The sequence below is a fragment of the Marinifilum breve genome (assembly GCF_003202155.1).
Lineage (GTDB): Bacteria > Bacteroidota > Bacteroidia > Bacteroidales > Marinifilaceae > Marinifilum > Marinifilum breve.
The window spans coordinates 87,600-111,814 of record NZ_QFLI01000014.1 but is presented as its reverse complement, the minus strand read 5'-3'; the positions used below and the strand labels follow the sequence as shown (position 1 = coordinate 111,814).

Below are 24,215 nucleotides of genomic sequence, written 5' to 3'. Positions count from 1 at the left end.
CAAAATTACCATGAATTTAAGATTCGTTTTATCGGCTTTACTGGCAGTAGCCTTAATATTGCCTGTAAGTGCAAAAAAGAAAAAAGAAGAAAAGAAATCTTACCAATTTACCATTGAAAAACAGTTGGATGCGACCTCGGTAAAAGATCAGCACAGATCGGGAACTTGTTGGTCCTTTGCAACCATTTCATTCATCGAATCGGAACTTTTGAGAATGGGCAAAGGAGAGTTTGATTTATCGGAAATGTTTATTGTGAACAGAAACTATCACCTTAGAGCAAAAGATTACATTCGTTTCCATGGAAAGAAAAGCTTTTCGGCCGGAGCAGAAGGTTGGGATGCCATGAATGTGGTGAAAAAGTTTGGAATGATTCCTCAGGAAGCTTATTCTGGAAATACATTCGATGAAACATTGCCTGTTCATGGAGAAATGGATGCCGTTTTAAAAGCTTATGTGGATGCTGTAGTTAAGAACAGAAACCGTAAACTTACTCCTGTTTGGATGAAAGGATTCAATGGAATTCTAGATGCTTACCTGGGTGAGATTCCTGAGACTTTCAACTATAAAGGAAAGGAATATAGTCCAAAATCATTTGGTGAAGAATTGGGGATTAATCCAGATGAGTATATTACCATCACATCATATAATCATCACCCATTTTATGAGTCTTTCATTTTCGAAGGTCCTGATAACTGGTCGTTAGGAGAGGTGTACAACCTGCCAATGGATGAAATGATGCAATGTGTGGATAATGCCATTGAAAATGGATACAGTATTGCCTGGGGGAGTGATGTAAGCGAAAAAGGATTTGCGTTTAGAAAAGGAGTTGCAGTTGTTCCTGATACGGAAGTGAAAAACATGGCTGATTCGGAAATTTCGAAATGGCAAAACATGAGCCGTGATCAGAAATCTGCTTATGGAACAGAGTATCCTGTAAAAGAAAAAGCAATTACCCAGGAAATGCGCCAAGTTGCTTTCGATAATTATCAGTCAACTGAGGATCATTTGATGCACATGACTGGTGTTGCAAAAGATCAGAACGGAAGCAAGTATTATTTAATCAAGAACTCTTGGGGAACCGATTTGAATAATCATGAAGGATATTTTTATGCTTCGAAAGCATTTGTACAGTATAAAACTGTAGGATTAATGATGCACAAGGATGCACTTCCTGCTGCCATTAAAAAGAAGTTAGGATTGTAAGAATTATGAATTCTTAATTACGATTTAAGATATAAATGCGCTTCATTTAGGAGCGCATTTTTTAGTTGGATGGATAAATTGAGCTCCAGATTGATGTTTTGCATGGTAGAATCGATAAATCAAGCGGTAGAATTGATTCTGCAAGCTCCAAATCGATATATTCCTCGGTAGAATTGACATATTCACTGGTAGAATCGGCAAATCTGCCGTTCGGATCGATACTTCATGCTTCGATTGGATTCCGCAGTCGGTTTTATGCTCCCGCAAGTGGTAAAATAGATGTTTTCTACGAATAGGTTCCTTACAATTATCAGTCTAAAAAAACACCTCCTCCCAGCGTGGGAAGGAGGTGAAAAAAAAGTCTGAGGAAAGGCTTCCTCAAACAGGTGTTTTCAATATTTTATTCAATTTTTGCTTTATCGGTTACAACATAGTAACGAGGATCATCAATATCGCGAACAATTACAGTTCTAAAATGATCATCAGCACGATTCAACAACTTAATACAGTCTTCACTTAAGTGCTTCAACTTAATGGTTTTTCCCGCATCTTCGTATTTCTTTACCAAATTGCTAATGGCTTCAATTCCCGAGTGATCAGAAACTCTTGATTCAATAAAATCAATTTCTACTGATTCAGGATCATTTGCTACATCAAACTTGTTCATAAAGGTAGTAATTGATCCGAAAAACAAAGGTCCCCAAATCTCATAAACTTTAGTTCCATCTTCTTTAACAGCTTTACGAGCACGAATTCTTCTGGCATTTTCCCAAGAGAAAACCAGTGCGCTAACAATTACACCCACAAGAACTGCAATAGCCAAATCGAAAATAACGGTTAAACCGGATACCAAAATCAAAACAAAAGCATCAGATTTTGGAATTTTATTTAGAATACGGAAGCTCGACCATGCAAAGGTTCCGATAACTACCATAAACATTACACCAACCAGTGCAGCAATTGGTACCATTTCGATATATGAGGCAGCAAAAAGAATGAACGCCAATAATGTTAAGGCAGCTACAATTCCTGATAATCTTCCACGACCACCAGATTTCACGTTGATTAATGACTGTCCAATCATGGCACAACCACCCATTCCACCGAAAAATCCGGTAACGATATTAGCTGCACCCTGTGCCATACACTCGCGGTTACCATTACCACGGCTATTTGTAATTTCATCCAATAGGTTCAGAGTCATCAAAGATTCGATCAAACCAATTGCTGCCAGAATAGAAGCGTAAGGCAATACAAATTTGATGGTTTCCCATGTGAAAGGAACCATGGTGAATAGTTGAGTCTGGAATGTTGGTAAACCACCTTTTAAACCTGAACCACCACCATCTCTAATGAAAGATCCAACGGTACTAACATCTAATCCTCCAAAAATTACAATGGCAGAAACCACTACAATACCTGTTAAGGCTGCAGGAATTTTTGAAGTTAGTTTTGGTAGGAAGTACATGATAGCCATGGTTAAAACAACCAATCCAATCATGGTATAAAGTTCGGCGCCGTGTAACCAGGCTGTTTCGCCTGCAATTTTTTCGGTAAACATTCCCAACTGAGAAAGGAAAATTACAATTGCTAATCCGTTTACGAATCCCATCATTACTGGATGAGGAATCAAACGAACGAACTTACCAAATTTGAACACACCAGCTAAAAACTGAATGATACCTGTAAGAACAATTGTAGCGAACAAGTAATTCAGTCCCATATTTTCGACAGGAGTAGCCATTGCCATTCCCATTTCGTTTCCTTCTTTTACAAGGTTAACCAATACCACAGCCATTGCTCCGGTTGCTCCAGAAATCATACCTGGACGACCTCCAAATACCGAAGTAATTAATCCGATCATAAAAGCGGCGTATAAACCAACCAGAGGATCAACACCGGCTACAAATGCGAATGCAACCGCCTCAGGAACCAAAGCAAGCGCAACGGTTAAACCGGATAAAATATCATCTTTAGAATTCTTAGCTTTCTTTTTGAAAAAATCTACCATGTTTTAAAACCTAAAATTTTGATTAAGGGCGCAAAAATAGGCTTTTGGTTTGAACTGGCATGCACTTTATATCAATAAATTGTAAATATTTTGAGCGAAAACGATGGAATAACAATTTATAATGAACAATGAGTAATTAATAATGAGTTTCTGGTAAAGAGATAAGTGCTAAAATTGAATTTGACATGGAAATCAGAACTACAATTTATCTTCAATAAGCACCAGAAAATATTTTTTTCTACTATTTCTAATTTCCTTAAATTGATGACAGCAAAACAATCCTGTTGTTCAAACTCTTGCCCGAAAGGGATTACTTGATTTTAGATTGATAAAAACTTTTTATCGGTAAGTGATGAAGCGAGTTATAAAGGACTACAAAAGTATTGGAATGGATTTGTTGCAGTTGTTGATCAAATCGTATCCTGATGGTATTTATGAAGAGGATTTAATAAAGATTACAAAACCTGATGGTAAAAAAATTAATGTTGTGGAATTGCGAACCGATGATACCATCTATTTAATTAAAATGGATCGTGAAATGCAATCACAAATGGATTCTTTTACCGGAGATTTTGAAGGCTTAGATCCTTATTCGGATGGATACAGTGGTGGAGTTTAGCTTGTGTGTTTCGCTAACACTTTATTGATAGTAGCTATAATTCCTTCTTTGTCGTAACCACATTCTTTGTAGAGTTCTTGCTGGGTTCCTTGTTCAACCCATTTGTCAGGAACTCCAAGTCGGGTTATTCTACTTTGATATCCATTATCACTCATAAATTCAAGAACTGCCGATCCCAATCCACCAACAATACAACCATCTTCAAGAGTAATGATGTTATTGTGTTTCGAGAATACTTCATGTAGCAATTCTTCATCAAGAGGTTTCAAATATCTCATGTCGTAATGAGCGATAGACATTCCTTCTTTTTCCAATTCTTCAATGGCATCTATTGCTTCTGTTCCAATTGCTCCAATTGATAGAATTGCTAAATCATCTCCATCTTTAAGTTTTTGACCTTTTCCAACGGGAAGAATTTCAAATTCTTGCTTCCAATCAATAATTCTACCTCTTCCGCGAGGATAACGAATAGAAAATGCTCCCATATTTTCCTGTTGAGCGGTATACATGAGATTACGCAATTCAATTTCGTTTAATGGAGCTGCTATAGTTAAGTTTGGAACGCAACGCATAAATGCAAGATCATAAACACCATGGTGAGTTGCACCATCGGCGCCAACCAATCCACCTCTATCCAAACAGAAAACAACATTTACATCTTGCAAGGCAACATCATGAATTACCTGATCGTAGGCACGTTGCATAAATGATGAATAAATGGCACAAAATGGAATTTTTCCCTGAGCAGCCAATCCGCCTGAGAAAGTAACAGCATGTTGTTCTGCAATACCAACGTCGAATGCTCTTTCGGGCATTGCTTCCATCAGTTTGTTCATTGAACTACCTGTTGGCATTGCAGGAGTAATTCCAACAATCTTATCATTCATTTTGGCAAGATCAACCAATGTTTCTCCAAAAACATCTTGAAACTTTGGTGCTTGTGGTCCATTGTCCTTCGATTGAATAATTTCTCCGGTTTCCTTATCGAATTTACCAGGAGCATGCCAATAGGTTTGGTCGATTTCTGCTTGTTTAAATCCTTTGCCTTTTTTAGTAATACAGTGTAGGATTTTTGGTCCAGGAATCTTTTGTAAATCACTCAATACTTTTACCAAATGATTTACATCGTGTCCATCTACCGGACCGAAATATCTAAAATTAAGCGCTTCAAAAAGATTACTTTGCTTCAGTAAAATGGTTTTTACACCATTTTCAACCTTTTGAAACAACTTTTGAGTATTTGGATTTATTCTGTTGAATTTTCCAAGAAGTCTCCAAACGTCGTTTTTAACCTTGTTGTAGGTTTGCGATGTGGTGATATCCAGAAGATAATTATTCAAACCACCCGTATTAGGGTCGATGGCCATATTGTTATCATTTAAAATAACCAATAAGTCGGCGTTATTGCCAGCAGCATTGTTCAGGCCTTCGAAAGCCAAACCTGCGGTCATCGAACCATCACCAATTACAGCAACCGTTTTTCTATCAGTTTCCCCTTTTAATTGGGCAGCTACAGCCATTCCTAATGCTGCAGAGATGGAAGTAGAAGAGTGGCCTACAGTGAAAGAATCGTATTCACTTTCTTGTCTGTTTGGAAATCCACTGATTCCTTTAAACTGACGATTGGTATGGAAAACATCTTTTCTTCCTGTAAGGATTTTATGTCCGTAAGCCTGGTGGCCAACATCCCAAACCAAGTTGTCATATGGAGTATTCATGACATAATGAAGGGCAACAGTAAGTTCAACAACTCCCAGACTAGCACCAAAGTGACCTGGGTTATTTGATACCTGTTCAATAATTTCTTGTCGCAATTCAGAACATACTTGTATCAAATCATCTTCAGAAATCTTTTTAAGATCTTCCGGATAATTAATCTGATCCAATAACTTTTTATCTGATTGCGCCATGTACGAATTTCCCCCTTTTGTCGTTTAAAATATTGCACGAAGATAATAAATAATTAACAAGTAATGTTGGCAAGGTATTCGTGTTTAAAACCCTGTATTCTTATATTTGTTAATCTACGTGAAAGTTCCATTACTAATAAAAGTATTATTTAAAATGATTAAAAAATTAAGCCCATCAATAATCGCTTTATTGTTAGCGATAAGTCTTTTTTCATGTGTTCCAACCCGTCAGTTTCAAGAATTACAAAATAAACAGGCAAATTGTTTGGAAGAACTTGAAATGCAGAAAGAAAAAAACCTTGAATTGAGCGAAAGTAATAACGAGTTGAAAGGAAAACTGGATGTTTTAAAAGGGAAGTATGACAATATTCTTACCGATACTGTTGCTTTATCCAGAAGATTACAATCGGCGCGAGAAAGGTTAAGCCGAGCAGAACGAAGCAATCGTGATCTTATGGATCAATTGGCAGGAATGCAGGCTGGAAATGCTCGTGAAACAAAGGCTTTACTTGAACAAATCCGTAAAGCTCAAAACGATTTACAACTGAGAGAAGATGAGGTTTTGGCTCTTGAAAAGCAAATGGATGCAAGAAAGAGAAAGTTGGATGCATTACAGGCAGAATTGGGAAAAAGAGATCAAAAGCTTAGAGAGCTTGAATCAGCGTTAAGAAGAAAAGATGAGGCAGTAAAAGCTCTGAAAGATAAAGTGATGAGCGCATTGACCGGTTTTGAAGGTAATGGCTTGTCAATTAGTACGAAAAATGGAAAGGTATATGTTTCTATGGATGAGAAACTATTGTTTAGATCTGGGTCTTATACTGTCGACCAGCGCGGAGTTCAGGCATTGGGTCAATTGTCGAAAGTATTGGCTCAAAATAAGGATATCAATGTAATGATTGAAGGACATACCGACAATGTACCTTATAATGGAAGCGGTGTTTTAAAAGATAACTGGGATTTAAGTGTAAAAAGAGCAACTTCAATTGTAAGGATCATTATTAAGAATAAAGGCGTGGCTCCAAAACGATTAACGGTTGCAGGTCGTAGCAAGTATGTTCCGGTTGAGACCAATTCAACCTCGACAGGTCGAAGTAAAAATCGAAGAACGGAAATTATCTTGACTCCTAAGCTGGATGAGTTGTTTCAGATTTTGGAGAGTAATTAGAGTTGCAAGATTCAAGTCACAAGTTTCAAGTGTTTAAAAACGAGATACTAAATAAGGTAAAATGAAAGATTTTAAAAAGTTGATTGTTTGGCAAAAAAGTATGGCTCTGGTAAAGGATATTTATCTTCTTTCAAAACTATTACCACAAGAAGAAAAGTATGGACTTATTAGTCAAATTACTCGGGCTGCTATTTCAATTCCTAGTAATATAGCCGAGGGAAGTAGTAGGCATTCAGCTAAGGATTTTAAAAGATTTTTGGAAATAGCTTTAGGTTCTTCTTTTGAACTAGAAACTCAATTGTTATTAATAAGAGAGTTGGAATTGATCGATAAAGAACTAACGCTTATAGTTGAGCGAACTTGTGAGGTTCAAAAAATTCTTCAGGGATTAATGAGTAAATTAATTAAGTAGGGTTCATAAATAGAGCTTTATGCAAGTGCTAAGTTTCTTGTAACTTGCAGCTTAAAGCTTGCAACTTTTAAAAGATATGCAACTAAATAAAACAATCATCGGCATGGTGCACGTGCAAGCCTTGCCAGGAACACCCAATAATAAGCACAGTATAGAGGAAATTTGTGAAATTGCAGTTCAGGAGGCTAAAACCTATGAAGAAGTTGGCCTGGATGCTATCATGATTGAGAACATGCATGATGTTCCTTACCTTAAAGGAGCAGTTGGACCAGAAATTACTGCAAGCATGGCGGTAGTGGCCAAAGCCATTCGAGAAGCGGTTAATTTACCTTTGGGCATACAAATATTGGCCGGAGCCAATAAAGAAGCTTTAGCCGTGGCCAAGGCTGCAAATTTTCAGTTTATGCGAGCAGAAGGTTTTGTGTTCGGACATGTGGCAGATGAAGGTTATATCGATTCTTGCGCTGGTGAGTTGTTGAGATACCGTAAAGCAATTGGTGCCGAAGATGTGAAGATCTTTACCGATATAAAAAAGAAACACAGCTCGCATGCCCTTACTTCCGATGTTGACATTGATGAAACCGCAAAAGCTGCTGAATTTTTCTTGAGTGATGGGTTAATTGTAACTGGTTCTTCAACAGGGAAAGCAGTTTATCTTCACGAGTTAAAAAGCTTGAAAGATAAGGTTCAAATTCCGGTATTGATAGGATCGGGGATTACTGCTGAGAATTTGGAAGAATATTGGAATTATGCTGCGGGCTTTATTGTTGGCTCACATTTTAAAGAAAATGGTTTTTGGAAGAATTCAATATCGAAAGATCGTTTAAAGATATTTGTGGAGAAGGTGAAGCAACTTAGAAAGTAGACGTTCAGTAATTAATAATAGAATTGTAAAAGTCCAAGGGATAAGATCTCTTGGACTTTTTTTGTATTCATAATTTAATGTTTAAACAATTTTACACTATCGCAACTAGAAAACACGTTCTTTAACGAGAAAAATAGTTAAAGAACGAGGAAAGCAGTTGATGAAACGAAAAAAATAGTTACATTTGAATTGTCAACATTATTCATGGTATATAAAAAGGGTAATTTAAATGCATACAAAACGATTAACGAAACGGGAAGAAGATGTAATGAAGATATTGTGGAATGCAGGTAAAGGTTTTGTGAAAGACTTGCTAAAACAACATTCGGAACCTAAACCACACTACAATACTTTTAGTACTCTTATTCGCGGATTAGAGGAAAAAGGATTCGTATCTCATAATTCCTATGGTAATACACATGAATATTATCCGGTAATAACAAGAGAGGAGTATCGGAAGCTATTCATTAAAAATGTAGTATCGGATTATTTTGAATCTTCCTACAAAAGTGTGGTTTCATTTTTTGTGAAGGAAGAAAAACTAAATGTTGATGATCTTAAGGAACTCATTGATCTGATTGAAAAAAAAGAAGAAAAGGAGTAAACTATGGTCGAAATGTTTTGGGAATATCAAATTAAAGGAGGAATTGTACTGGCAGTATCAGTTCTTTTGTATGTGCTCGTATTGTCGAATGACAGCTTTTTTAAGCGTAATAGGTTATGGCTGGTTGGTAGCCTTTTATTACCATGGATAGTGCCATTAATTACCATGCCTGTTTGGATGAAAAAGATGTTGTTTACTGATATGGGTGCTATCGTACCTGTACATACTTTTGTATCGGTCGGTCAAATGAATACGAATACAGTTCAGGCAACAAATCACTTTTCTTTCTCGATAGAGTCATTAGGCATTGTGCTGTATGGGTTGATTAGTGTTGTATTCTTAATCAGACTTTTTTACGGCTATGCATCTATTTTAAGTTTAAAAAAGAGTGCAGAATGTAAATCCTATAAAGGATTTTCGCTAGCAGTTCTGCCAGACTCAAAGCTTGGTCCTTTTTCTTTTTTCAGAACCATTTTTATTCCAAAAGAATTGGAAAAAAGCAAAGAGAGTCAACTTATTTTAGAACATGAAAGAACGCATTGCGCCGGATGGCACTCTATCGATCTTACTTTAGTTGAATGTATGCTAATCTTTCAATGGTGGAATCCATTTGCATGGTGGTTACGAAATTTAATTGCCAATAATCATGAATTTTGTGTTGACAACATCATGTTAAAGAATCTGTCAGATCCGAAAGATTATCAATACTCCTTACTCAATATTGTACGTGGGCAAGGACAAAATCATTTGGTTCACAATTACAATCAAAGTCTTACTAAAAAAAGGATAATCATGATGAACAAATCAGATAAAAATAGAACGATACATAGATTAAAAGGATTACTCTTATTGCCTATATTGACTTTTAGCCTGTTGGCATTTACAAATCCTAAGCAGGATGAAGAAGTAAAGGTGGAAAAGAAAGCAGAACAGACAATCGCAAACATGTTGGATTTGCAGAAATATATTGCCAGAAATGTGAAGTATCCTGTAAAAGCTCAAGAGAGTAATTTACAAGCTGACATAGTAGCTCAAGTTACGGTAGATAAAAATGGGCAAGTAAAAGAGGTTAAAATAGCTCAGAAAAGACAGGATAATTGGGTGAAAATTGATGAGGTTGTAATTACAGCCTATAAAACTTCTGGTGCTACTCAAATTAATGCTCAGGTAGGTCTAAAGAGTTTGGAAAAAGAGACGATAAGGGTTCTGAAATCTTTACCACAATTGACCAATCAGAATTGGTTGGGACAGAAACTTGCATTTAGGTTTAGTTTTAATTTGCAGTAGTATTATAACATACATTTAAAGTACAATGTTAACCCATGAGAATTTGTTTTTCATGGGTTTTGTTTTTTTAATAAGATATGATTTTTTCTTCTGCCTATTTATTAAGTATGGGAAAAGTAAGGTGAGAATATTTGAAAAATAAGTAAAATAAAATAGAGAATTAATTACATCAGACGATCACTTGATAGGTTTGATTAAAGAATAAAAATACCTGATTAGAAACTCAAATGACGTGATTATAAATTGAAAATACGTATTTGTGAAATGTTGAAATAAAAATTTTGTGTTAATAAAAAAAAACAATTAAATTCGATTACGATTAATAAAAAATAATTATAACTCAATTCAATATTAACCCTAAAACCCCTAGGAAATGAGTATTAATTTTAAACCAGTAGGTCGTAAAAACCCAAGAGACCGACAAGCTCCGGCTAAGTATTATGCTTCAATTAATGCTAAAGGCAAAAGAAACATTCGTTTTATTGCTGAAGAAATTGCTGATCGTTCCAGTTTAAATCAAATGGACATCATGTCTGTAATTGAAGGCTTCCTTCAAATTGTTCCCAAAACCTTGCTCGATGGTTATACAGTAGATCTGGGTGAGTTTGGTAATATGGGATTAATTGCCAAGAGCGAAGGCGTAGAAAAGGAAGATGATTTAAACGCCAGCCATATTGATGGAGTAAAAGTAAAATTCCGCCCAGGAATATTGTTTAAAGATGAATTGGCAAGTGCTAAATTCGAGAAAATTGCCACTATACACGAAAATGAAGTGGTAAGCGAATAAATAAGATCAAGTATTTTTTTGAAAATAGTCTAGACTTTATTTAAAAAAGTCTAGACCTAAAAAAATAAAGTCAAGACCTTTTTGTAAAAAGGTTTAGATATTCCTGTATTAAGGTCTAAATCTGTATAATAAAGGCTTAGAGTGAAAATGAAGAGTGTTTTTTATTAGAAAAAGAAAGGAGGTTGGGTAAAAGGCAATAGTTTAAAGAGAATTGATTAAGAGACTTAAGAAGTGTTCTTAAAATGGGAGCCATCTCTAAAAAAAAATGGGACTGTACTGTCAGTTGAAGCAGTAAAAGCGCACAGTACAAATGCTTATGCGAAAGAACAAATGCACTGTGCATAATTAAATATAACATTGCAAAGTAAGGAAACTTGCTTTATTAACAAAAATTTAAAATGAAAAAAATATTTTTTATAGGATTAGTTTTGGCTATCCTTAGCGGTATTAGTTATTCTTGTGATAATGATCAAAATATATCAAAAGAGGAACAAGATACAGAAGGAACTCTATTATTAAAGGATAAGTTTGGTATTAATTCTATTGACAATGAGTTGATCAACCCATCAGATTTTATAGAATTTCCAGATAAAACTAAATCAACAGAAGAAGAGTATGTGTATGTGCTTAATTACGAAGATGGTGGAAAAGCATATATAATCCCACGTGAAGAAGAAAAATATACAATTGTTCTTTATGATGGAGAGAATAACCTGAAAGCAAAAAAAGATTTTGAAATTATTTATGATGAAGAAGGGCAAGTTATTAACTATGCTATTAAGGAACATGATCCAACAAATGTTAAATTCTACAGACTGGAAGGTGAATCATTTGCAGATTGTGTTGATCGTGCTTGGGATGATGTAATGGATACACTTTGGGGTAAAGCAGGTGCTTTAGTTCCTGGAGGTGCAGCATCTATTTTATCTGCATGTGCAGTATCTTGTATATAAAATTATAATTACAAAATAACAAATTATGAAAAAACAATATTTAGTATTAATATTCCTGATTGGTTTTATGTTGAAATTTTCGGCTATCATTGCTATTTCTCCAGTAAATGACTTATATAAAATTTTGATTTATATAGGATCATTTTTCGATGTGATTGGACTTATTGTATTATTCACTAGAGAAAAAAAGAAAAATACGATAAAATAATAACGATTATTAATATCTTAATATTGTTATTTAAAATAAAAAAAAAGCTGCCAATTGGCAGCTTTCTCTCTATTATATGGTCATTATATCTTTCTCTTTTTCTGCAAGCATAGCGTCAATTTTTTTACCGTAGCTATCGGTCATGTTTTGCACTTCTGCTTCAGCATCTTTTTCAAGATCTTCAGATAATCCTTCTTTAATCAATTTTTTCAGCTCTACGTTGGTGTCGCGGCGAGCGTTACGAATACTTACTTTAGCATTTTCACACTCTGCTTTCGATTGTTTTACCAAGTCACCACGACGTTCCTCAGTTAAAGCAGGAATATTAATACGGATAATTTCACCGTTATTATCAGGGTTGAAACCTAAATTTGCATTTAGAATTGCTTTTTCGATAGGAGAAATCATGGTTTTTTCCCAAGGTTGAACAGCAATTGTTCTAGGATCAGGAACACTTACGTTAGCAACCTGAGCTAAAGGAGTCATGCTTCCATAGTAGTCAACCATAACACCATTTAACATGCTAGGACTAGCTTTTCCTGCACGAATTTTAAGTAATTCTTTTTCAAGATGGTCTACTGCAGATTCCATCTTTTCCTTTGCATCATCCAGATACATTTGAACTTCTTCGGTCATAGGAGAAAGATTTTAATTGTAATTATTGATCAATGTATGTGTCTACAAAAATATAAATTTTTAGCTATTGGCTTTTAGTATTTAGCTATTAGCTTACATTCTAATTTATGAATGATTAAACTTTCTAACAAGCTAATTGCAGATCAAGAAATTAGACCTTACTAAAGATAATACTTTTTTCTAAATACCAATCTTAATGGCTAAAAGCTTTAGTTGTGCACTACAGTTCCAATGTTCTCTCCTTCAATCACTTTTTTCAAGTTTCCTTTGGTGTCCATATCGAACACTACAATGTTCAAATCGTTTTCTTTGCACATGGTTGTAGCAGTAAGGTCCATAATACGAAGATTGCGATTGTAAATTTCGTCGAAAGTAATATTTTCAAATTTAGTTGCTGATGGATCTTTTTCAGGATCTGCTGTGTAAATACCGTCAACACGAGTGCCTTTTAGCATTGCATCAGCTTCAATTTCGATACCTCTTAATGAAGATCCGGTATCGGTAGTAAAGTAAGGGTTACCTGTTCCTGCAGAGAAAATGGTAACATAGCCATCATTTAGGTAATCAATGGCTTTTTGCTTCGAATAAAACTCACCAATTGGCTCCATTCTAATGGCTGTAAGTACTCTTGATTTACATCCGATTGCATCAAGGGCAGAGTTTAGGGCTAAACTATTAATAACGGTTGCCATCATGCCCATTTGGTCTCCTTTAACACGATCGAAACCTTTGGCCGCTCCGCTTAAACCACGGAAAATATTTCCACCGCCAATAACAATTCCTACTTGAACGCCAAGTTCGGTGATTTCCTTAATTTGTTCTGCATAATCGTTCAAACGTTGCGAATCGATACCATATTGTTGTTCACCCATTAATGATTCGCCACTTAGCTTTAAAAGTACTCGTTTGTATTTTGCCATAATTTTATAAGCTGTAAGCTTCAAGCTTCAAGGCTCAAGCTTAGGTTATTGTTTTAATTAGCTACAAGCTTCAAGCAGTCAGCTTCAAGCTTTTTAAAGTTGAGAAAAATTATTCAAAAAGACATAAAAAAAAGAGTTCCGAAAAGGAACTCTTTTTATATGTAATAATAATTGTATTAAGCATTCAAAGTAAAACGCTTCATTGCTGTAACAGTAAGGTCTTTGTCAGCTTCAGCAAGATATTGCTTCACTGATTTCTTACCATCTTTTACGAAGTCTTGGTTCAATAAAGTAACCTCTTTGAAGAATTTACCTAAACGACCTTGAGCAATTTTGTCAAGAATTTGTTCTGGCTTACCTTCAAGACGAGCTTTTTCTTTACCAATCTCCAACTCTTTAGCTACAACGTCAGCAGGAACTGCATCTTCGTTAATAGCTATAGGAGCCATAGCTGCTGCTTGCATAGCAACGTCTTTACCCATTTGTTCTTCAACTTCTTTGTTGAATCCAATCAAAGTCGCCAATTTGTTACCTGCGTGGATATATGCAACTGCTGCTTCAGCTTCGATTGTTTCGTATGTACTCAAATCGATTTTTTCACCGATAACACCAGTTTGCTCAGTAACGTGCGCTTCAACTGTTCTACCATCCATTTCCAAAGCTTTCAAAGCTTCCAAATCAGCTGGCTTGTTTGCTAAAGCAAGATCAAGGATCTGAGTAGCGAAAGCTACAAAGTTTTCATTCTTTGCTACGAAGTCAGTTTCGCAGTTCAAAGTAATCAATGCACCTGTTTTCTTATCTTCTGAAACTTTTGCTAATACAACACCTTCAGTTGCTTCTCTGTCGGCACGTTTGTTAGCAATTGCCATACCTTTTTTACGAATGATTTCTACTGCTGCGTCAAAATCTCCTTCTGCTTCAGTAAGAGCTTTTTTACAATCCATCATTCCTGCGCCAGTTGCTTTACGCAATTTGGCTACGTCTGCTGCTTTAATAGACATGATATATCGAATTTTTTTGTGTGAATAAATTACTCCTTATCATTCTTTCCTGCTTCAGTAGCTGGGGCTTCTGGTGCAGCTGGAGCTTCTGCTTTAGTCGCTTTTTTAGCTTTAGCTGATTTCTTATCTGCAGATTCTTTTTCTTTCTCTACTTTTCTTTCAGCCAAACCGTCTTTAATAGCTCCGGTAACTTTATCAAGGATAATAGAAATTGAGTTAGAAGCATCATCATTCGCTGGAATTACGAAATCAACACCTTCTGGGCTTGAGTTAGTATCTACCATAGCAAATACAGGAATACCCAAACGGTTAGCTTCTTTAACTGCGATGTATTCTTTCATTACATCAACTACAAATAATGCCGCTGGTAATCTGGTCAGATCAGCAATAGAACCTAAGTTTTTCTCTAACTTAGCTCTCTGGCGAGATACCTGTAGTCTTTCTCTTTTAGAAAGGTGGTTTAAAGTTCCATCAGACTCCATTTTATCAATAGAAGTCATTTTCTTAACTGCCTTTCTGATAGTAGGGAAGTTAGTTAACATACCACCTGGCCAACGCTCAGTTACATATGGCATGTTTACAGCACTTACTTTTTCTGAAACGATAGCTTTAGCTTGCTTTTTCGTTGCAACAAAAAGAATTTTTCTTCCTGATTTAGCAATTTGTCTTAATGCTGCAGCAGCATCATCAACTTTAACCGCTGTTTTGTGTAGGTCAATAATGTGGATTCCATTACGCTCCATGAAAATATAAGGAGCCATTTTAGGATTCCATTTTCTTGTTAAGTGACCGAAGTGACATCCGGCTTCTAACAATTCTTCAAATGTAGTATTTGACATTTTTTTGTTTTTTTAATCGTTTACATTCATTTTATGGCAATTGTCAAGTAGTTCGAAAAACGAAGTCTTAACAATTTAGATACTAAACCTGCCACAAAAACATTAACGTTTACTAAATTGAAATCTTTTACGTGCTTTAGGCTGACCTGGCTTCTTACGTTCAACCTCACGAGGGTCACGTGTCATGAAACCTGCAGTTCTAAGAGCAGATTTTGATTCTGCATCAATTTTTACTAGAGCTCTAGCGATAGCCAAACGAAGTGCTTCTGCTTGACCTTTTACACCACCACCATCAAGGTTTACTTTGATGTCATACTTATCAGCAACCTCAAGAAGGTTTAATGGCTGAGTAACGATGTATTGTAGAGTTCCGGTAGTAAAGTACTCTTTAAGCTCTTTTTTATTGATGGTAATCTGACCCTTACCTTCGCTAACGTATACACGAGCAACTGCTGCTTTTCTACGTCCGATAGCATTAATTACTTCCATACCTCTTATTTAATAGTGTTTAAATCTAATTTCTTTGGCTGTTGTGCTTCGTGCTTGTGCTCACCACCTACGTAAACGTGAAGGTTAGTGTAAAGCTTTCTACCTAAACGGTTTTTAGGAAGCATACCTTTTACAGCTTTTTCAATCAATCTCTCCGGGTGCTTAGCCATAAGGTCAGCAGGAGATTTAATTCTTTGTCCACCTGGGTGTCCAGTGTAAGAGAAATACTGACGGTCAGTCATTTTGTTTCCAGTCAAACGAACCTTTTCAGCATTAATAATAACCACGTTGTCTCCACAATCAACATGAGGAGTGTAGTTAGGCTTGTATTTACCTCTAAGTAGTTTAGCTACTTTCGAAGCAAGTCTACCTAACACTTCATTTTCTGCATCGATAACAACCCACTCTTTGTTAGCAGTTGCTTCGTTAGCAGAAACAGTTTTGTAACTTAATGTATCCACTTCTAAAACTTTTAATAATTAATACTTTAATACAATTATTCCAATTTGGCTTGCAAAAGTACAAGAATCTCCCAAATACACCAATTTTTTTCTTGATTAATTGATGGATACTTAACCAGTTGTGGATAATCGGGATGATGTGGAGTGATTAAGTGTATCAAAAAATCAAAATTGATATATTACCCAGTATTGAATTTGGTACTTGCTAAGGGTAGTCAAATCAACATGTTGGGGAGGGATTCGTTCTCAAGAAAGCCCATCGTCACAATTTCACTGCAAAAGTATGAAATAATTTTTGCATCACCTGTAATTTTCTCTCTTTTTTTAATGCAAAATGATTTCTGATTCTTTGATATGCAGTTGGTAAGATGCGAAATTGTTATTTTGTAAACATCTAATTTCGAAATAGATTCTGATGATGGAAAAATTAGGAAAAGAATTTTTCACAAGAGATATAAGAGCAGTTGCTGAAGAACTGATTGGAAAATTGATTGTACAAAAGAAAATTGATGGAAGAATCGAAAAATTCAGAATTACTGAGATTGAAATGTATATCGGTGAAGAAGATTTGGCATGTCATGCAGCAAAGGGAAGAACAGCTCGTACAGAGGTAATGTATGCTGAAGGTGGTTTGGTGTACGTTTATTTGATTTATGGAATGTATTGGCTACTTAATATTGTGACTGGACCAATAAATAAACCTCAAGCCATTTTGATTAGGGGAGTAGAGAAAATAAATGGTCCTGGCAGAGTGGGGCGAACTCTAAATTTGGATAAGAGTTTTTATGGGGAGGATTTAGGTCTGTCCGAAAGATTATGGATTGAGGATGACGGGCAAAAATGTAGTTTTACGCGTCACCCTCGCATTAATATCGATTATGCAGGTGAAATCTGGAAAAATAAACCTTTCAGATATTTAATGAAGTAGAATGTTATTTATTCCATTTTACTTTCTTTAAAAAGAAATCACCATTAATTCTTAAGTAGATGGCAGCAGCCCAATTCTCCGAAGAATTTTTAAGATCATAGTAAACATCTAATTTGCCACCAAAATGAATTCCGCCGGTAATTTTATGCTCGTAGTAGTAATTAAGAGTTGCCAATTCTCTTCTGTCTTCAAAATATTCTGGAGAATCAATTGCAACAGATTGGAACAGTTTCGATCCGCGTGAAGATGCAAAATGATAAGCGTTCCAATAGCCTAAGTTTAGTTTCGATTTTTTTGTAGTAATACCCACTTGTGGATAAAAAGCATGTCCCTTATCAAATATGTAATCTGTTTCTGAAGAATTATCTGAAAAGAAATAGCCCATTGCTTTTACATACCATGATGTGATTTTTGAATTTGAGATGTTTTTCTCCAATACAAGTCCCGATCCATAATTGCCTACTGTTTGAACCGATCCTTCCGAATTATCGATTTCACCACCACGATGAGTAAAAATCGCTTCCAGCGGTATAGATAACTTCGTTTTTGAAGATTGGTTCAATTGCCAGTTTCCTGATAAACCAAATGTAAATCTTTCCTGAAATGGATCATTTTCTAAAATGAATTTTTCCCAGTTGATCCATGTTTGAAATTGTAGCTTTCGCGTATTGTATAGAAATTGAAATCCATTTTCAGCAGTTTCCATAAAATATCTTTCTGGTTCGAACATTGGTTCAGAAAGGTTATGGTTGTTGTTCTGATTTAAACTACCCATAATAAACTCAATTTCTTCAGAAGGTTTATAGATAGCTGAAAATATAGGTTCGGTTTCAGTAAAATCTTCTCTTCCCGAATATTTTTGAAGGCGAACACCAGCTTCAATTCTAAAATTAGAACTTGGATAATAAACTAACTTAGGTGTAGCAACATATCCAATCCAAGTGGCACCATCCGTAAACTCACCACTATATTCGTTGTTTTTTACAAAGTTTAGATTTTCAAAACGAAGAAATAGCTTGTTGCTATCAGCTACTTGAAACTTTTTATAGTGCATATAAGGAGTATTGACTTGTGCAAAAGAATTGTTAATAACTGCTGTAAGGCATAATAACAATAAAAGGGCATTTAATTTTTTCATCTGTGTAGTTTACTTATTTCGCTGCAAAAATACAATTATCTATCAGGATACATTGTTAATAATATATAAAAAAGTTCATGTGGCAGTAAAGTAACGAAAGCTTTAGTTAAAAAATGTAAAAAAAGATATGTAAATAGAAATTAATTATTACATTTAACATTTGTTGAATTATTTTATAATGTAATTCAGGAATTAATAAACTAAACCAAAACAGGTTATGCGAATCGCACAAGGTTAATGATCTTTTGCGAGTTGAGGGGTTGAGAATGTTGTGTGGTTGGCATGATCATTTAAAACCAAACAAACAATGAAGAAAGTTAATGTTCTTTTTGCCTTTATGCTGGGAGTAATTTTATTTGCTTGCACACCAAAGGAAAAGTATCAAACTGTTCAAAACACAGACAAGAATGGTTATCGGTACGAAACAGTTACCAATGATCCTATGGGGGTAAGAATTTATACTCTTGACAATGGATTAAAGGTGTATTTGTCCGTTAATCGAGATGCACCTCGAATTCAAACCTTTATTCCAGTAAAAGCTGGTTCAACCTATGATCCTTCAGAAACTACCGGACTTGCTCACTATTTAGAGCATATGATGTTTAAAGGTACTGATGATTTTGGTACAGTAGATTGGCAAAAGGAGGAAGAGTTAATCCAAGAGATTTCTGATTTGTATGAAGATCATAAGTTAGCATCTACAAAAGAGGCAAAAGCAAAGGTTTATGCAAAAATCGACAGTGTTTCTGCTTTGGCTTCAAAGTTTGCTGTAGCAAACGAGTATGATAAACTGGTGTCATCGATTGGTGCTAAGGGGACTAATGCTTATACTACTTACGAACGAACGGTTTATATGAATGATATTCCATCGAATGAACTTGAAAAATGGTTGAATATCGAAAAAGAAAGATTTAGTAAACTGGTTCTTCGTTTATTCCATACCGAATTGGAAACGGTTTATGAAGAGTTTAATATGTCTCAGGATAATGATTTTAGAAAGTTGAGTTATGCCTTAATGTCTGGTTTGTACAAAAAACACCCTTACGGAACACAGACTACTTTGGGAAGAGCTGAGCATCTTAAAAATCCATCGATGGAGAATATTCATAAGTATTTTGATACTTATTACGTTCCTAATAATATGGCAATTGCCATGTCTGGCGATTTGGATTTTGAAGAGACTATTAAATTAATTGATCAGACCTTCGGGAAACTTGAATCAAGAGAAGTTCCTAAGTTTGTTGCTCCAGTAGAAGATCCAATTACAAAGCCAATTGTTAAAGAAGTTTTTGGTCCTGATGCAGAAAGATTATCAATGGCATTCAGATTTGATGGAATTGGTTCGGAAGATCAGAAATTTGTAACTCTTATTGATGGGATCTTAAATAATTCAAAAGCAGGTTTAATAGATTTGAACCTGAATCAGAAACAAAAAGTACTAAGAGCTGGTTGTTACGCAAGTTTTAATATTGATTATGGAATGCATTCATTTTATGGAGTTCCTCGTCAAGGTCAAAAAATGGAAGATGTAACAGAGTTGATTCTTGGTGAAATCGAAAAAATCAAAAAAGGCGAGTTTGAGGATTGGATGCTAGAGGCTGTAATTAATGATTATCGTTTAGGTAAAATTAGAGGACAGGAATCAAATGGAAGAGCTCATGAATTTGCAGTTGCTTTTGCAAACAATGTAGCTTGGGCTGATAATCTAAAAATGCTTGATGAACTTGAATTGGTTACAAAAGAACAATTGGTTGAGTTTGCAAGCAAGCACTACAATAACAACTATGTTGTAGTTTATAAGAGAAAAGGTGAAGATAAAAAGGTTGTAAAAGTAGAAAAGCCAGCAATTACTCCAGTTAAAATCGACCGTAAAAAACAATCGGAATTTTATAAGGAACTAACAGCAAAAGAAACTCCTGCATTAAAACCTTTATGGGTTGATTTTGAAAAAGAAATTCAGTCAGAAGAATTAAAGCCTGGTGTAACTTACGATTACTTGGAAAACAAATCGAACGAGCTGTTCAAGTTGATTTACATTTACGAAATGGGTAAAAATCATGATAAAATGTTGCCTATTGCTTTAAATTACTTGCCATACATTGGAACCGATAAGTATTCGGCTGCTGAATTGCAAAAAGAATTGTTTAAGTATGGTTTATCATTTGGTGTTGAAGCTGGTGATGACAGATGTTATGTGTATATCTCCGGATTGAAAAAATCATTCGACAAAGGAGTAGAGTTAATGGAACATGTGTTGGCCAATGCAAAGGCTGATAGTGATTCTTACTCAAAGTATGTTGATGGTATTATTAAGGATCGTTCAGACAGTAAGCTGAATAAGGGTGAAATTTTGTGGGGAGCAATGTATAGTTACGCAAAATATGGAAAAAAATCGCCTTATACGGATATCTTGTTGGAAGATGAATTAAGAAGTGTGGATCCAAATCAGTTAACTGAAATGTTGTCACAGCTAAAAGACTATAAGCATAGAGTATTTTATTATGGAGCTGAAGGAAAACAACAAATTGCTGAGAATTTAAAGGCAAAGCATAAAGTTTCGGAGCAGTTAAAAGAAATTCCGGAACCAACAAAATATCCTGAATTGGATTATACCAAGAATGAAATCTTCTTTGTTAACTATGATATGGTGCAGGCAAACATTATCATGTTGGCAAAAGATGAAAAGTTGGATATGAACCTAATGCCAGAAATCAGATTGTTCAATGAATATTATGGTGGAAGTATGGCCTCAATTATTTTCCAAGAAATTCGCGAGTCAAGAGCTCTTGCATATTCTGCATTTTCATCTTACAGCACTCCTTCAAAATTGGATGATTATGGCTACTCATTCTCATATGTTGCAACAAGCGCTGATAAAGTGAAAGATGCTACTGAAGCATTGGTTGAGTTGTTGAATGAAATGCCTTACGAGGAGAAACAATTTAACGAAGCCAAAACAAACATGCTTAAAAAGATTCAATCTGAACGAATCACAAAAGAAAGAGTTTACTGGACATACTTGAGTAATCTTAGAAAAGGTGTGAAGCATGATTACAGAAAAGATGTTTACGAGAAGGTGAAGAATCAGAATATTGATGATTTGAACAAGTTCTTCAAGAAACATATTGCCAATAAAAACCATTGTTATTTGGTAGTTGGTAACAAGAAAGATATCAATATGAACGTACTTAAAAAATTAGGTAATGTTCATGAGTTGAGCTTGGAAGAAGTATTTAATTATTAATTAGGGTTTAGTGTTTATAATTAAATGAAAAGGCCTCTTCCGTTAATGGGAGAGGCCTTACTTTTTTGAATACTTTTGGTAAAGCAGGTGAAAAAGACAAACCCTTCTTCACCAAATTGGGGTAAAGATCGCATTCAAATTTATACCGTTTCGCAATTTGCGTCTGGCAGAACCATTGCAAGAATAAAATAAACCAGTAACATTAATGGATTGAATAATGTTAGGATTAAATATCCTGCTCTAATAATTACTGGATCGAGTTCTGGATTTATGTATTGAGAAATACCACCGCAAACACCAGCTATCTTTTTATCACTTGATCTGAATAATCGTTTCATAGTATATTATTTTAATTATTCTTCATCTTTGTCGATACTGTAATGCGACAAAGTTTTTAATTCGTCCACATGGAAGTCCCCAAAAAATGAAATCAATGATGTTCTGTGTTCATTGTAGTGAAGGATGTGGAATTCGCTAAACTTCTTTCCTTTTCCTTTGGCAAAGAAATGAACTTCGTCGCTATCTTTATCTCTTTCTTCGGTTAACACTTCTTTGTAAGAGTTTCCTTTCGAAAGCTGCGATACTACAATTTTTTTAAACTTAGATTCATCGCCAATTTCATGTTTAAAACTTAAGAGTTTAATAGATTTGCAATCGCCTGTTACGTTTTTCTCCAATTCATCCTCGTCGACATCAAAGTCCAGATTTTTTAAGAATGATCCTGCGAAACTAAAACTGTTGAAGCCATCAAGATTTGAATATTTGGCATGTAATTTTTCTCCTTTGGTTTGAGCCTGAGAAAGGATAGGTAAGGCTATTGCAATCAGAATTACTAATAATTTTCTCATAACGTTTGTTTTAAAATTAGCCATGTTTGCACCGATTGTTGTGTGTGATGAAAAAGGTATCGGTGCAAAACATGGATAGAACAACTATTTATTATTCAACTAGGCTTAAGCCTTCTTTTTTCATGATCCATTTTTCGCCAAGCATGTCGAAATCCCATGTGTTACTAACGTTGTCGATGTCGTGAATAATTTTACTCATTGATTCATCGAGGTAAACAACTTTTCCTTCCGGAACTTTAACCGTGATATGCAACCTTTGATTTCTCCATTTCGAATCATCGCCTAAGGTGAAAAATTGATTAAATACGATTACAGAATCATTTTGAACCCATTTGTAGTTAATTCCTTCTGCGTTTTCTACAGCTCTATCTAAAGTTCTTCCGCGTGCTTTTTTCTTTAGTTTGATCTCAAAATTATCTGAATAACTTCTTTCGATATCCAAAGTTGGTTCGCCTACAATAATTTCTTCATCATCGTTCATGTAAACCTTAACATTGTCTAGGTCAATATGGCCTTCGTACCAATGATCTCCAATATTATTTGTGCTTTGTAAATACAATGTGTCATTGTCGATTTTCTCGATTGGCTGATTTTCTGAGTATCTGGTACTACTATGCATGTAGCCTTTGATCTGAGAAAAGCTCAGACTGATTAAAAGAATAATTCCTGTAAGCCAAACTGCCAGAGCTGTAAAGCCTATAACTTTGTTGTTGGTTTTAAAGTTGAAAAGCAATTTAATTCCTGCAAAAATCAATAGCATTAAAGGAATTGCAATTACAACAATTATTCCAATGGTAAATAAAGTAATGCTTGTTCCATCAAGAAATAATTTAGGAAACATTGCACCTGGAAAATGGAAATCTGCAAAAGGACCAAAGAAGCTATGAGCAAAAATCATAGATCCAATAAAGCTTATAAGAGAAACAAATCCTGCAAAAATAAAACCTATACCCAGTAAAATGATAATCACTTTAAGTACCAAACGAAGTGCTGAACCGAGGAAGTCAACAGATCTGTCGAATCCATCTTTTACTTGAGGTCCATTTTTTTCTCTCATTTTATCGAAGTTTTCTTTTACTTCTTTGTATTCATCTTTTATCGATTCTTCGATATTGGATATGTTGACCTTTTTGCCTTTCATTTCAAGTTTTTGACTTGTGGTAGTTGCTTTAGGAACAACAATCCATAAAATGATGTATAGTAGGAAAGCGAAACCATAACCAAGGAAGAAGAAGAGAACGAATAGTAATCTGAATACGACTACATCAATACCAAAGTATGCAGATAAACCACTTGAAACACCTCCAAATACTCTTTTGTCTGGATCGCGATACAATCTACGTTTCTTTTTGCTGGTAGTTGTGGTTTGTGATTGACTTTGTGATTCTTCAGTAGTTTCATCATCGGTTTCGAAAATTTCTTCCGGTCTACCCATAATGGTTATTGCCTCTTCAACCATATCAACATTTACGACCTGATCTTTACTGCTTAGTTTTTCCTGGAAAATCTCGGCAATTCTGGATTCGATGTCAGAAATGATTTCTCTTCCTTCTTCACCTGAACCATAGTGACTGTTGATCGTTCGCAGGTAATCTTGTAATTTTTCAAAAGCATCTTCATCTATGTGAAATATACTTCCGCTTATATTAATTGTTAATGTCTTTTTCATAGTGTTAACAGTTTTTG

Annotated in this window: 24 protein-coding genes; 12 read left to right on the top strand and 12 right to left on the bottom strand. The window is 35.1% G+C overall.

What is annotated here, in order from left to right; genetic code table 11:
* Positions 1–10 precede the first annotated feature (10 nt).
* Positions 11–1,204: a C1 family peptidase gene (locus DF185_RS21850; protein WP_110363684.1), complete on the top strand. Its 1,194-nt coding sequence runs from the start codon at positions 11–13 to the stop codon at positions 1,202–1,204.
* 400 nt (positions 1,205–1,604) lie between these two features.
* Here the strand turns inward: DF185_RS21850 and DF185_RS21845 are convergent, their stop codons facing one another.
* The gene (locus tag DF185_RS21845) at positions 1,605–3,215 is read right to left on the bottom strand and encodes a SulP family inorganic anion transporter (protein WP_110363682.1); all 1,611 of its coding nucleotides are present in this window, start codon (positions 3,213–3,215) and stop codon (positions 1,605–1,607) included.
* 352 nt (positions 3,216–3,567) lie between these two features.
* Between DF185_RS21845 and DF185_RS21840 the strand changes: the two genes are divergently transcribed.
* Positions 3,568–3,834: a hypothetical protein gene (locus DF185_RS21840; RefSeq protein ID WP_110363680.1), complete on the top strand. Its 267-nt coding sequence runs from the start codon at positions 3,568–3,570 to the stop codon at positions 3,832–3,834.
* Here DF185_RS21840 and dxs read toward each other — a convergent pair.
* Entirely contained in the window at positions 3,831–5,744 is a 1,914-nt protein-coding gene (gene dxs / locus DF185_RS21835; RefSeq protein ID WP_110363678.1) for a 1-deoxy-D-xylulose-5-phosphate synthase, read from the bottom strand. The genes DF185_RS21840 and dxs overlap by 4 nt on opposite strands.
* Before the next feature lie 154 nt (positions 5,745–5,898).
* On the opposite strand from dxs, the gene DF185_RS21830 reads away from it, so the two are divergent.
* The 8 genes from DF185_RS21830 (at position 5,899) to DF185_RS21795 (ending at position 12,025) form a co-directional block, all read left to right on the top strand.
* On the top strand, positions 5,899–6,909 hold the full coding sequence (locus DF185_RS21830) for an OmpA/MotB family protein (RefSeq protein WP_110363676.1): 1,011 nt from the start codon (positions 5,899–5,901) through the stop codon (positions 6,907–6,909).
* A gap of 61 nt (positions 6,910–6,970) precedes the next feature.
* Positions 6,971–7,321, top strand: coding sequence for a four helix bundle protein (locus DF185_RS21825; RefSeq protein WP_110363674.1), 351 nt, complete (start codon positions 6,971–6,973; stop codon positions 7,319–7,321).
* A 76-nt stretch (positions 7,322–7,397) separates the two neighbouring features.
* Positions 7,398–8,186, top strand: a complete 789-nt coding sequence (locus tag DF185_RS21820) for a BtpA/SgcQ family protein (protein ID WP_110363672.1) — start codon at positions 7,398–7,400, stop codon at positions 8,184–8,186.
* Positions 8,187–8,415: 229 nt separating this feature from the next.
* A complete protein-coding gene (locus DF185_RS21815; protein WP_110363670.1) occupies positions 8,416–8,790 on the top strand; it encodes a BlaI/MecI/CopY family transcriptional regulator in 375 nt (124 codons plus the stop codon).
* Positions 8,791–8,802: 12 nt separating this feature from the next.
* Positions 8,803–10,077 carry a M56 family metallopeptidase gene (locus tag DF185_RS21810; RefSeq protein ID WP_165836097.1) on the top strand — a complete coding sequence of 425 codons (1,275 nt, stop codon included), beginning with the start codon at positions 8,803–8,805 and terminating at the stop codon, positions 10,075–10,077.
* Positions 10,078–10,450: 373 nt separating this feature from the next.
* Positions 10,451–10,864: an HU family DNA-binding protein gene (locus DF185_RS21805; RefSeq protein ID WP_110363666.1), complete on the top strand. Its 414-nt coding sequence runs from the start codon at positions 10,451–10,453 to the stop codon at positions 10,862–10,864.
* A gap of 398 nt (positions 10,865–11,262) precedes the next feature.
* Positions 11,263–11,817, top strand: a complete 555-nt coding sequence (locus DF185_RS21800; RefSeq protein WP_110363664.1) for a hypothetical protein — start codon at positions 11,263–11,265, stop codon at positions 11,815–11,817.
* Positions 11,818–11,842: 25 nt separating this feature from the next.
* Positions 11,843–12,025 (top strand): hypothetical protein, encoded by a 183-nt coding sequence (locus DF185_RS21795; RefSeq protein ID WP_110363662.1) that lies wholly within the window; start codon positions 11,843–11,845, stop codon positions 12,023–12,025.
* Positions 12,026–12,097: 72 nt separating this feature from the next.
* Here the strand turns inward: DF185_RS21795 and frr are convergent, their stop codons facing one another.
* The 6 genes from frr to rplM all read right to left on the bottom strand — a co-directional run bounded on the left by frr (position 12,098) and on the right by rplM (position 16,371).
* Positions 12,098–12,661, bottom strand: a complete 564-nt coding sequence (gene frr / locus DF185_RS21790) for a ribosome recycling factor (RefSeq protein ID WP_110363660.1) — start codon at positions 12,659–12,661, stop codon at positions 12,098–12,100.
* 209 nt (positions 12,662–12,870) lie between these two features.
* Positions 12,871–13,581, bottom strand: a complete 711-nt coding sequence (gene pyrH, locus DF185_RS21785) for a UMP kinase (protein WP_110363658.1) — start codon at positions 13,579–13,581, stop codon at positions 12,871–12,873.
* A 176-nt stretch (positions 13,582–13,757) separates the two neighbouring features.
* Positions 13,758–14,582 (bottom strand): translation elongation factor Ts, encoded by an 825-nt coding sequence (gene tsf, locus DF185_RS21780; RefSeq protein ID WP_110363656.1) that lies wholly within the window; start codon positions 14,580–14,582, stop codon positions 13,758–13,760.
* Between the two features lie 29 nt (positions 14,583–14,611).
* Complete coding sequence (gene rpsB, locus DF185_RS21775) at positions 14,612–15,421, bottom strand: 30S ribosomal protein S2 (RefSeq protein ID WP_110363654.1); 810 nt, start codon at positions 15,419–15,421, stop codon at positions 14,612–14,614.
* A gap of 102 nt (positions 15,422–15,523) precedes the next feature.
* Positions 15,524–15,910 (bottom strand): 30S ribosomal protein S9, encoded by a 387-nt coding sequence (rpsI, locus tag DF185_RS21770; protein ID WP_054715526.1) that lies wholly within the window; start codon positions 15,908–15,910, stop codon positions 15,524–15,526.
* 5 nt (positions 15,911–15,915) lie between these two features.
* Positions 15,916–16,371, bottom strand: coding sequence for a 50S ribosomal protein L13 (gene rplM / locus DF185_RS21765; protein ID WP_110363652.1), 456 nt, complete (start codon positions 16,369–16,371; stop codon positions 15,916–15,918).
* A gap of 415 nt (positions 16,372–16,786) precedes the next feature.
* Between rplM and DF185_RS21760 the strand changes: the two genes are divergently transcribed.
* Positions 16,787–17,299, top strand: a complete 513-nt coding sequence (locus tag DF185_RS21760; RefSeq protein WP_110363650.1) for a DNA-3-methyladenine glycosylase — start codon at positions 16,787–16,789, stop codon at positions 17,297–17,299.
* A 4-nt stretch (positions 17,300–17,303) separates the two neighbouring features.
* On the opposite strand, the gene DF185_RS21755 is transcribed toward DF185_RS21760, so the two are convergent.
* A complete protein-coding gene (locus DF185_RS21755; protein WP_110363648.1) occupies positions 17,304–18,437 on the bottom strand; it encodes a lipid A deacylase in 1,134 nt (377 codons plus the stop codon).
* A 307-nt stretch (positions 18,438–18,744) separates the two neighbouring features.
* On the opposite strand from DF185_RS21755, the gene DF185_RS21750 reads away from it, so the two are divergent.
* Positions 18,745–21,681 carry a M16 family metallopeptidase gene (locus DF185_RS21750; protein ID WP_110363646.1) on the top strand — a complete coding sequence of 979 codons (2,937 nt, stop codon included), beginning with the start codon at positions 18,745–18,747 and terminating at the stop codon, positions 21,679–21,681.
* Positions 21,682–21,821: 140 nt separating this feature from the next.
* Here the strand turns inward: DF185_RS21750 and DF185_RS21745 are convergent, their stop codons facing one another.
* The 3 genes from DF185_RS21745 to DF185_RS21735 all read right to left on the bottom strand — a co-directional run bounded on the left by DF185_RS21745 (position 21,822) and on the right by DF185_RS21735 (position 24,198).
* Positions 21,822–22,019 carry a PspC domain-containing protein gene (locus tag DF185_RS21745; RefSeq protein ID WP_110363644.1) on the bottom strand — a complete coding sequence of 66 codons (198 nt, stop codon included), beginning with the start codon at positions 22,017–22,019 and terminating at the stop codon, positions 21,822–21,824.
* Between the two features lie 15 nt (positions 22,020–22,034).
* Positions 22,035–22,529 carry a DUF4252 domain-containing protein gene (locus DF185_RS21740; protein ID WP_165836096.1) on the bottom strand — a complete coding sequence of 165 codons (495 nt, stop codon included), beginning with the start codon at positions 22,527–22,529 and terminating at the stop codon, positions 22,035–22,037.
* Positions 22,530–22,620: 91 nt separating this feature from the next.
* Complete coding sequence (locus DF185_RS21735; protein WP_110363640.1) at positions 22,621–24,198, bottom strand: PspC domain-containing protein; 1,578 nt, start codon at positions 24,196–24,198, stop codon at positions 22,621–22,623.
* Positions 24,199–24,215: the final 17 nt, after the last annotated feature.

Excerpts from the sequence above, each read along its gene's own strand:
- DF185_RS21810 (WP_165836097.1), top strand. The coding sequence starts at position 8,803 with ATGTTTTGGGAATATCAAATTAAAGGAGGAATTGTACTGGCAGTATCA.
- DF185_RS21805 (WP_110363666.1), top strand. The coding sequence starts at position 10,451 with ATGAGTATTAATTTTAAACCAGTAGGTCGTAAAAACCCAAGAGACCGA.
- DF185_RS21820 (WP_110363672.1), top strand. The coding sequence starts at position 7,398 with ATGCAACTAAATAAAACAATCATCGGCATGGTGCACGTGCAAGCCTTG.
- DF185_RS21740 (WP_165836096.1), bottom strand. The coding sequence starts at position 22,529 with ATGAGAAAATTATTAGTAATTCTGATTGCAATAGCCTTACCTATCCTT.
- frr (WP_110363660.1), bottom strand. The coding sequence starts at position 12,661 with ATGACCGAAGAAGTTCAAATGTATCTGGATGATGCAAAGGAAAAGATG.
- rpsI (WP_054715526.1), bottom strand. The coding sequence starts at position 15,910 with ATGGAAGTAATTAATGCTATCGGACGTAGAAAAGCAGCAGTTGCTCGT.
- DF185_RS21800 (WP_110363664.1), top strand. The coding sequence starts at position 11,263 with ATGAAAAAAATATTTTTTATAGGATTAGTTTTGGCTATCCTTAGCGGT.
- DF185_RS21815 (WP_110363670.1), top strand. The coding sequence starts at position 8,416 with ATGCATACAAAACGATTAACGAAACGGGAAGAAGATGTAATGAAGATA.
- DF185_RS21755 (WP_110363648.1), bottom strand. The coding sequence starts at position 18,437 with ATGAAAAAATTAAATGCCCTTTTATTGTTATTATGCCTTACAGCAGTT.
- DF185_RS21795 (WP_110363662.1), top strand. The coding sequence starts at position 11,843 with ATGAAAAAACAATATTTAGTATTAATATTCCTGATTGGTTTTATGTTG.
- tsf (WP_110363656.1), bottom strand. The coding sequence starts at position 14,582 with ATGTCTATTAAAGCAGCAGACGTAGCCAAATTGCGTAAAGCAACTGGC.
- DF185_RS21830 (WP_110363676.1), top strand. The coding sequence starts at position 5,899 with ATGATTAAAAAATTAAGCCCATCAATAATCGCTTTATTGTTAGCGATA.
- DF185_RS21735 (WP_110363640.1), bottom strand. The coding sequence starts at position 24,198 with ATGAAAAAGACATTAACAATTAATATAAGCGGAAGTATATTTCACATA.
- DF185_RS21745 (WP_110363644.1), bottom strand. The coding sequence starts at position 22,019 with ATGAAACGATTATTCAGATCAAGTGATAAAAAGATAGCTGGTGTTTGC.
- DF185_RS21840 (WP_110363680.1), top strand. The coding sequence starts at position 3,568 with ATGAAGCGAGTTATAAAGGACTACAAAAGTATTGGAATGGATTTGTTG.
- DF185_RS21825 (WP_110363674.1), top strand. The coding sequence starts at position 6,971 with ATGAAAGATTTTAAAAAGTTGATTGTTTGGCAAAAAAGTATGGCTCTG.
- dxs (WP_110363678.1), bottom strand. The coding sequence starts at position 5,744 with ATGGCGCAATCAGATAAAAAGTTATTGGATCAGATTAATTATCCGGAA.
- DF185_RS21760 (WP_110363650.1), top strand. The coding sequence starts at position 16,787 with ATGATGGAAAAATTAGGAAAAGAATTTTTCACAAGAGATATAAGAGCA.
- pyrH (WP_110363658.1), bottom strand. The coding sequence starts at position 13,581 with ATGGCAAAATACAAACGAGTACTTTTAAAGCTAAGTGGCGAATCATTA.
- DF185_RS21845 (WP_110363682.1), bottom strand. The coding sequence starts at position 3,215 with ATGGTAGATTTTTTCAAAAAGAAAGCTAAGAATTCTAAAGATGATATT.
- DF185_RS21850 (WP_110363684.1), top strand. The coding sequence starts at position 11 with ATGAATTTAAGATTCGTTTTATCGGCTTTACTGGCAGTAGCCTTAATA.
- rpsB (WP_110363654.1), bottom strand. The coding sequence starts at position 15,421 with ATGTCAAATACTACATTTGAAGAATTGTTAGAAGCCGGATGTCACTTC.
- DF185_RS21750 (WP_110363646.1), top strand. The coding sequence starts at position 18,745 with ATGAAGAAAGTTAATGTTCTTTTTGCCTTTATGCTGGGAGTAATTTTA.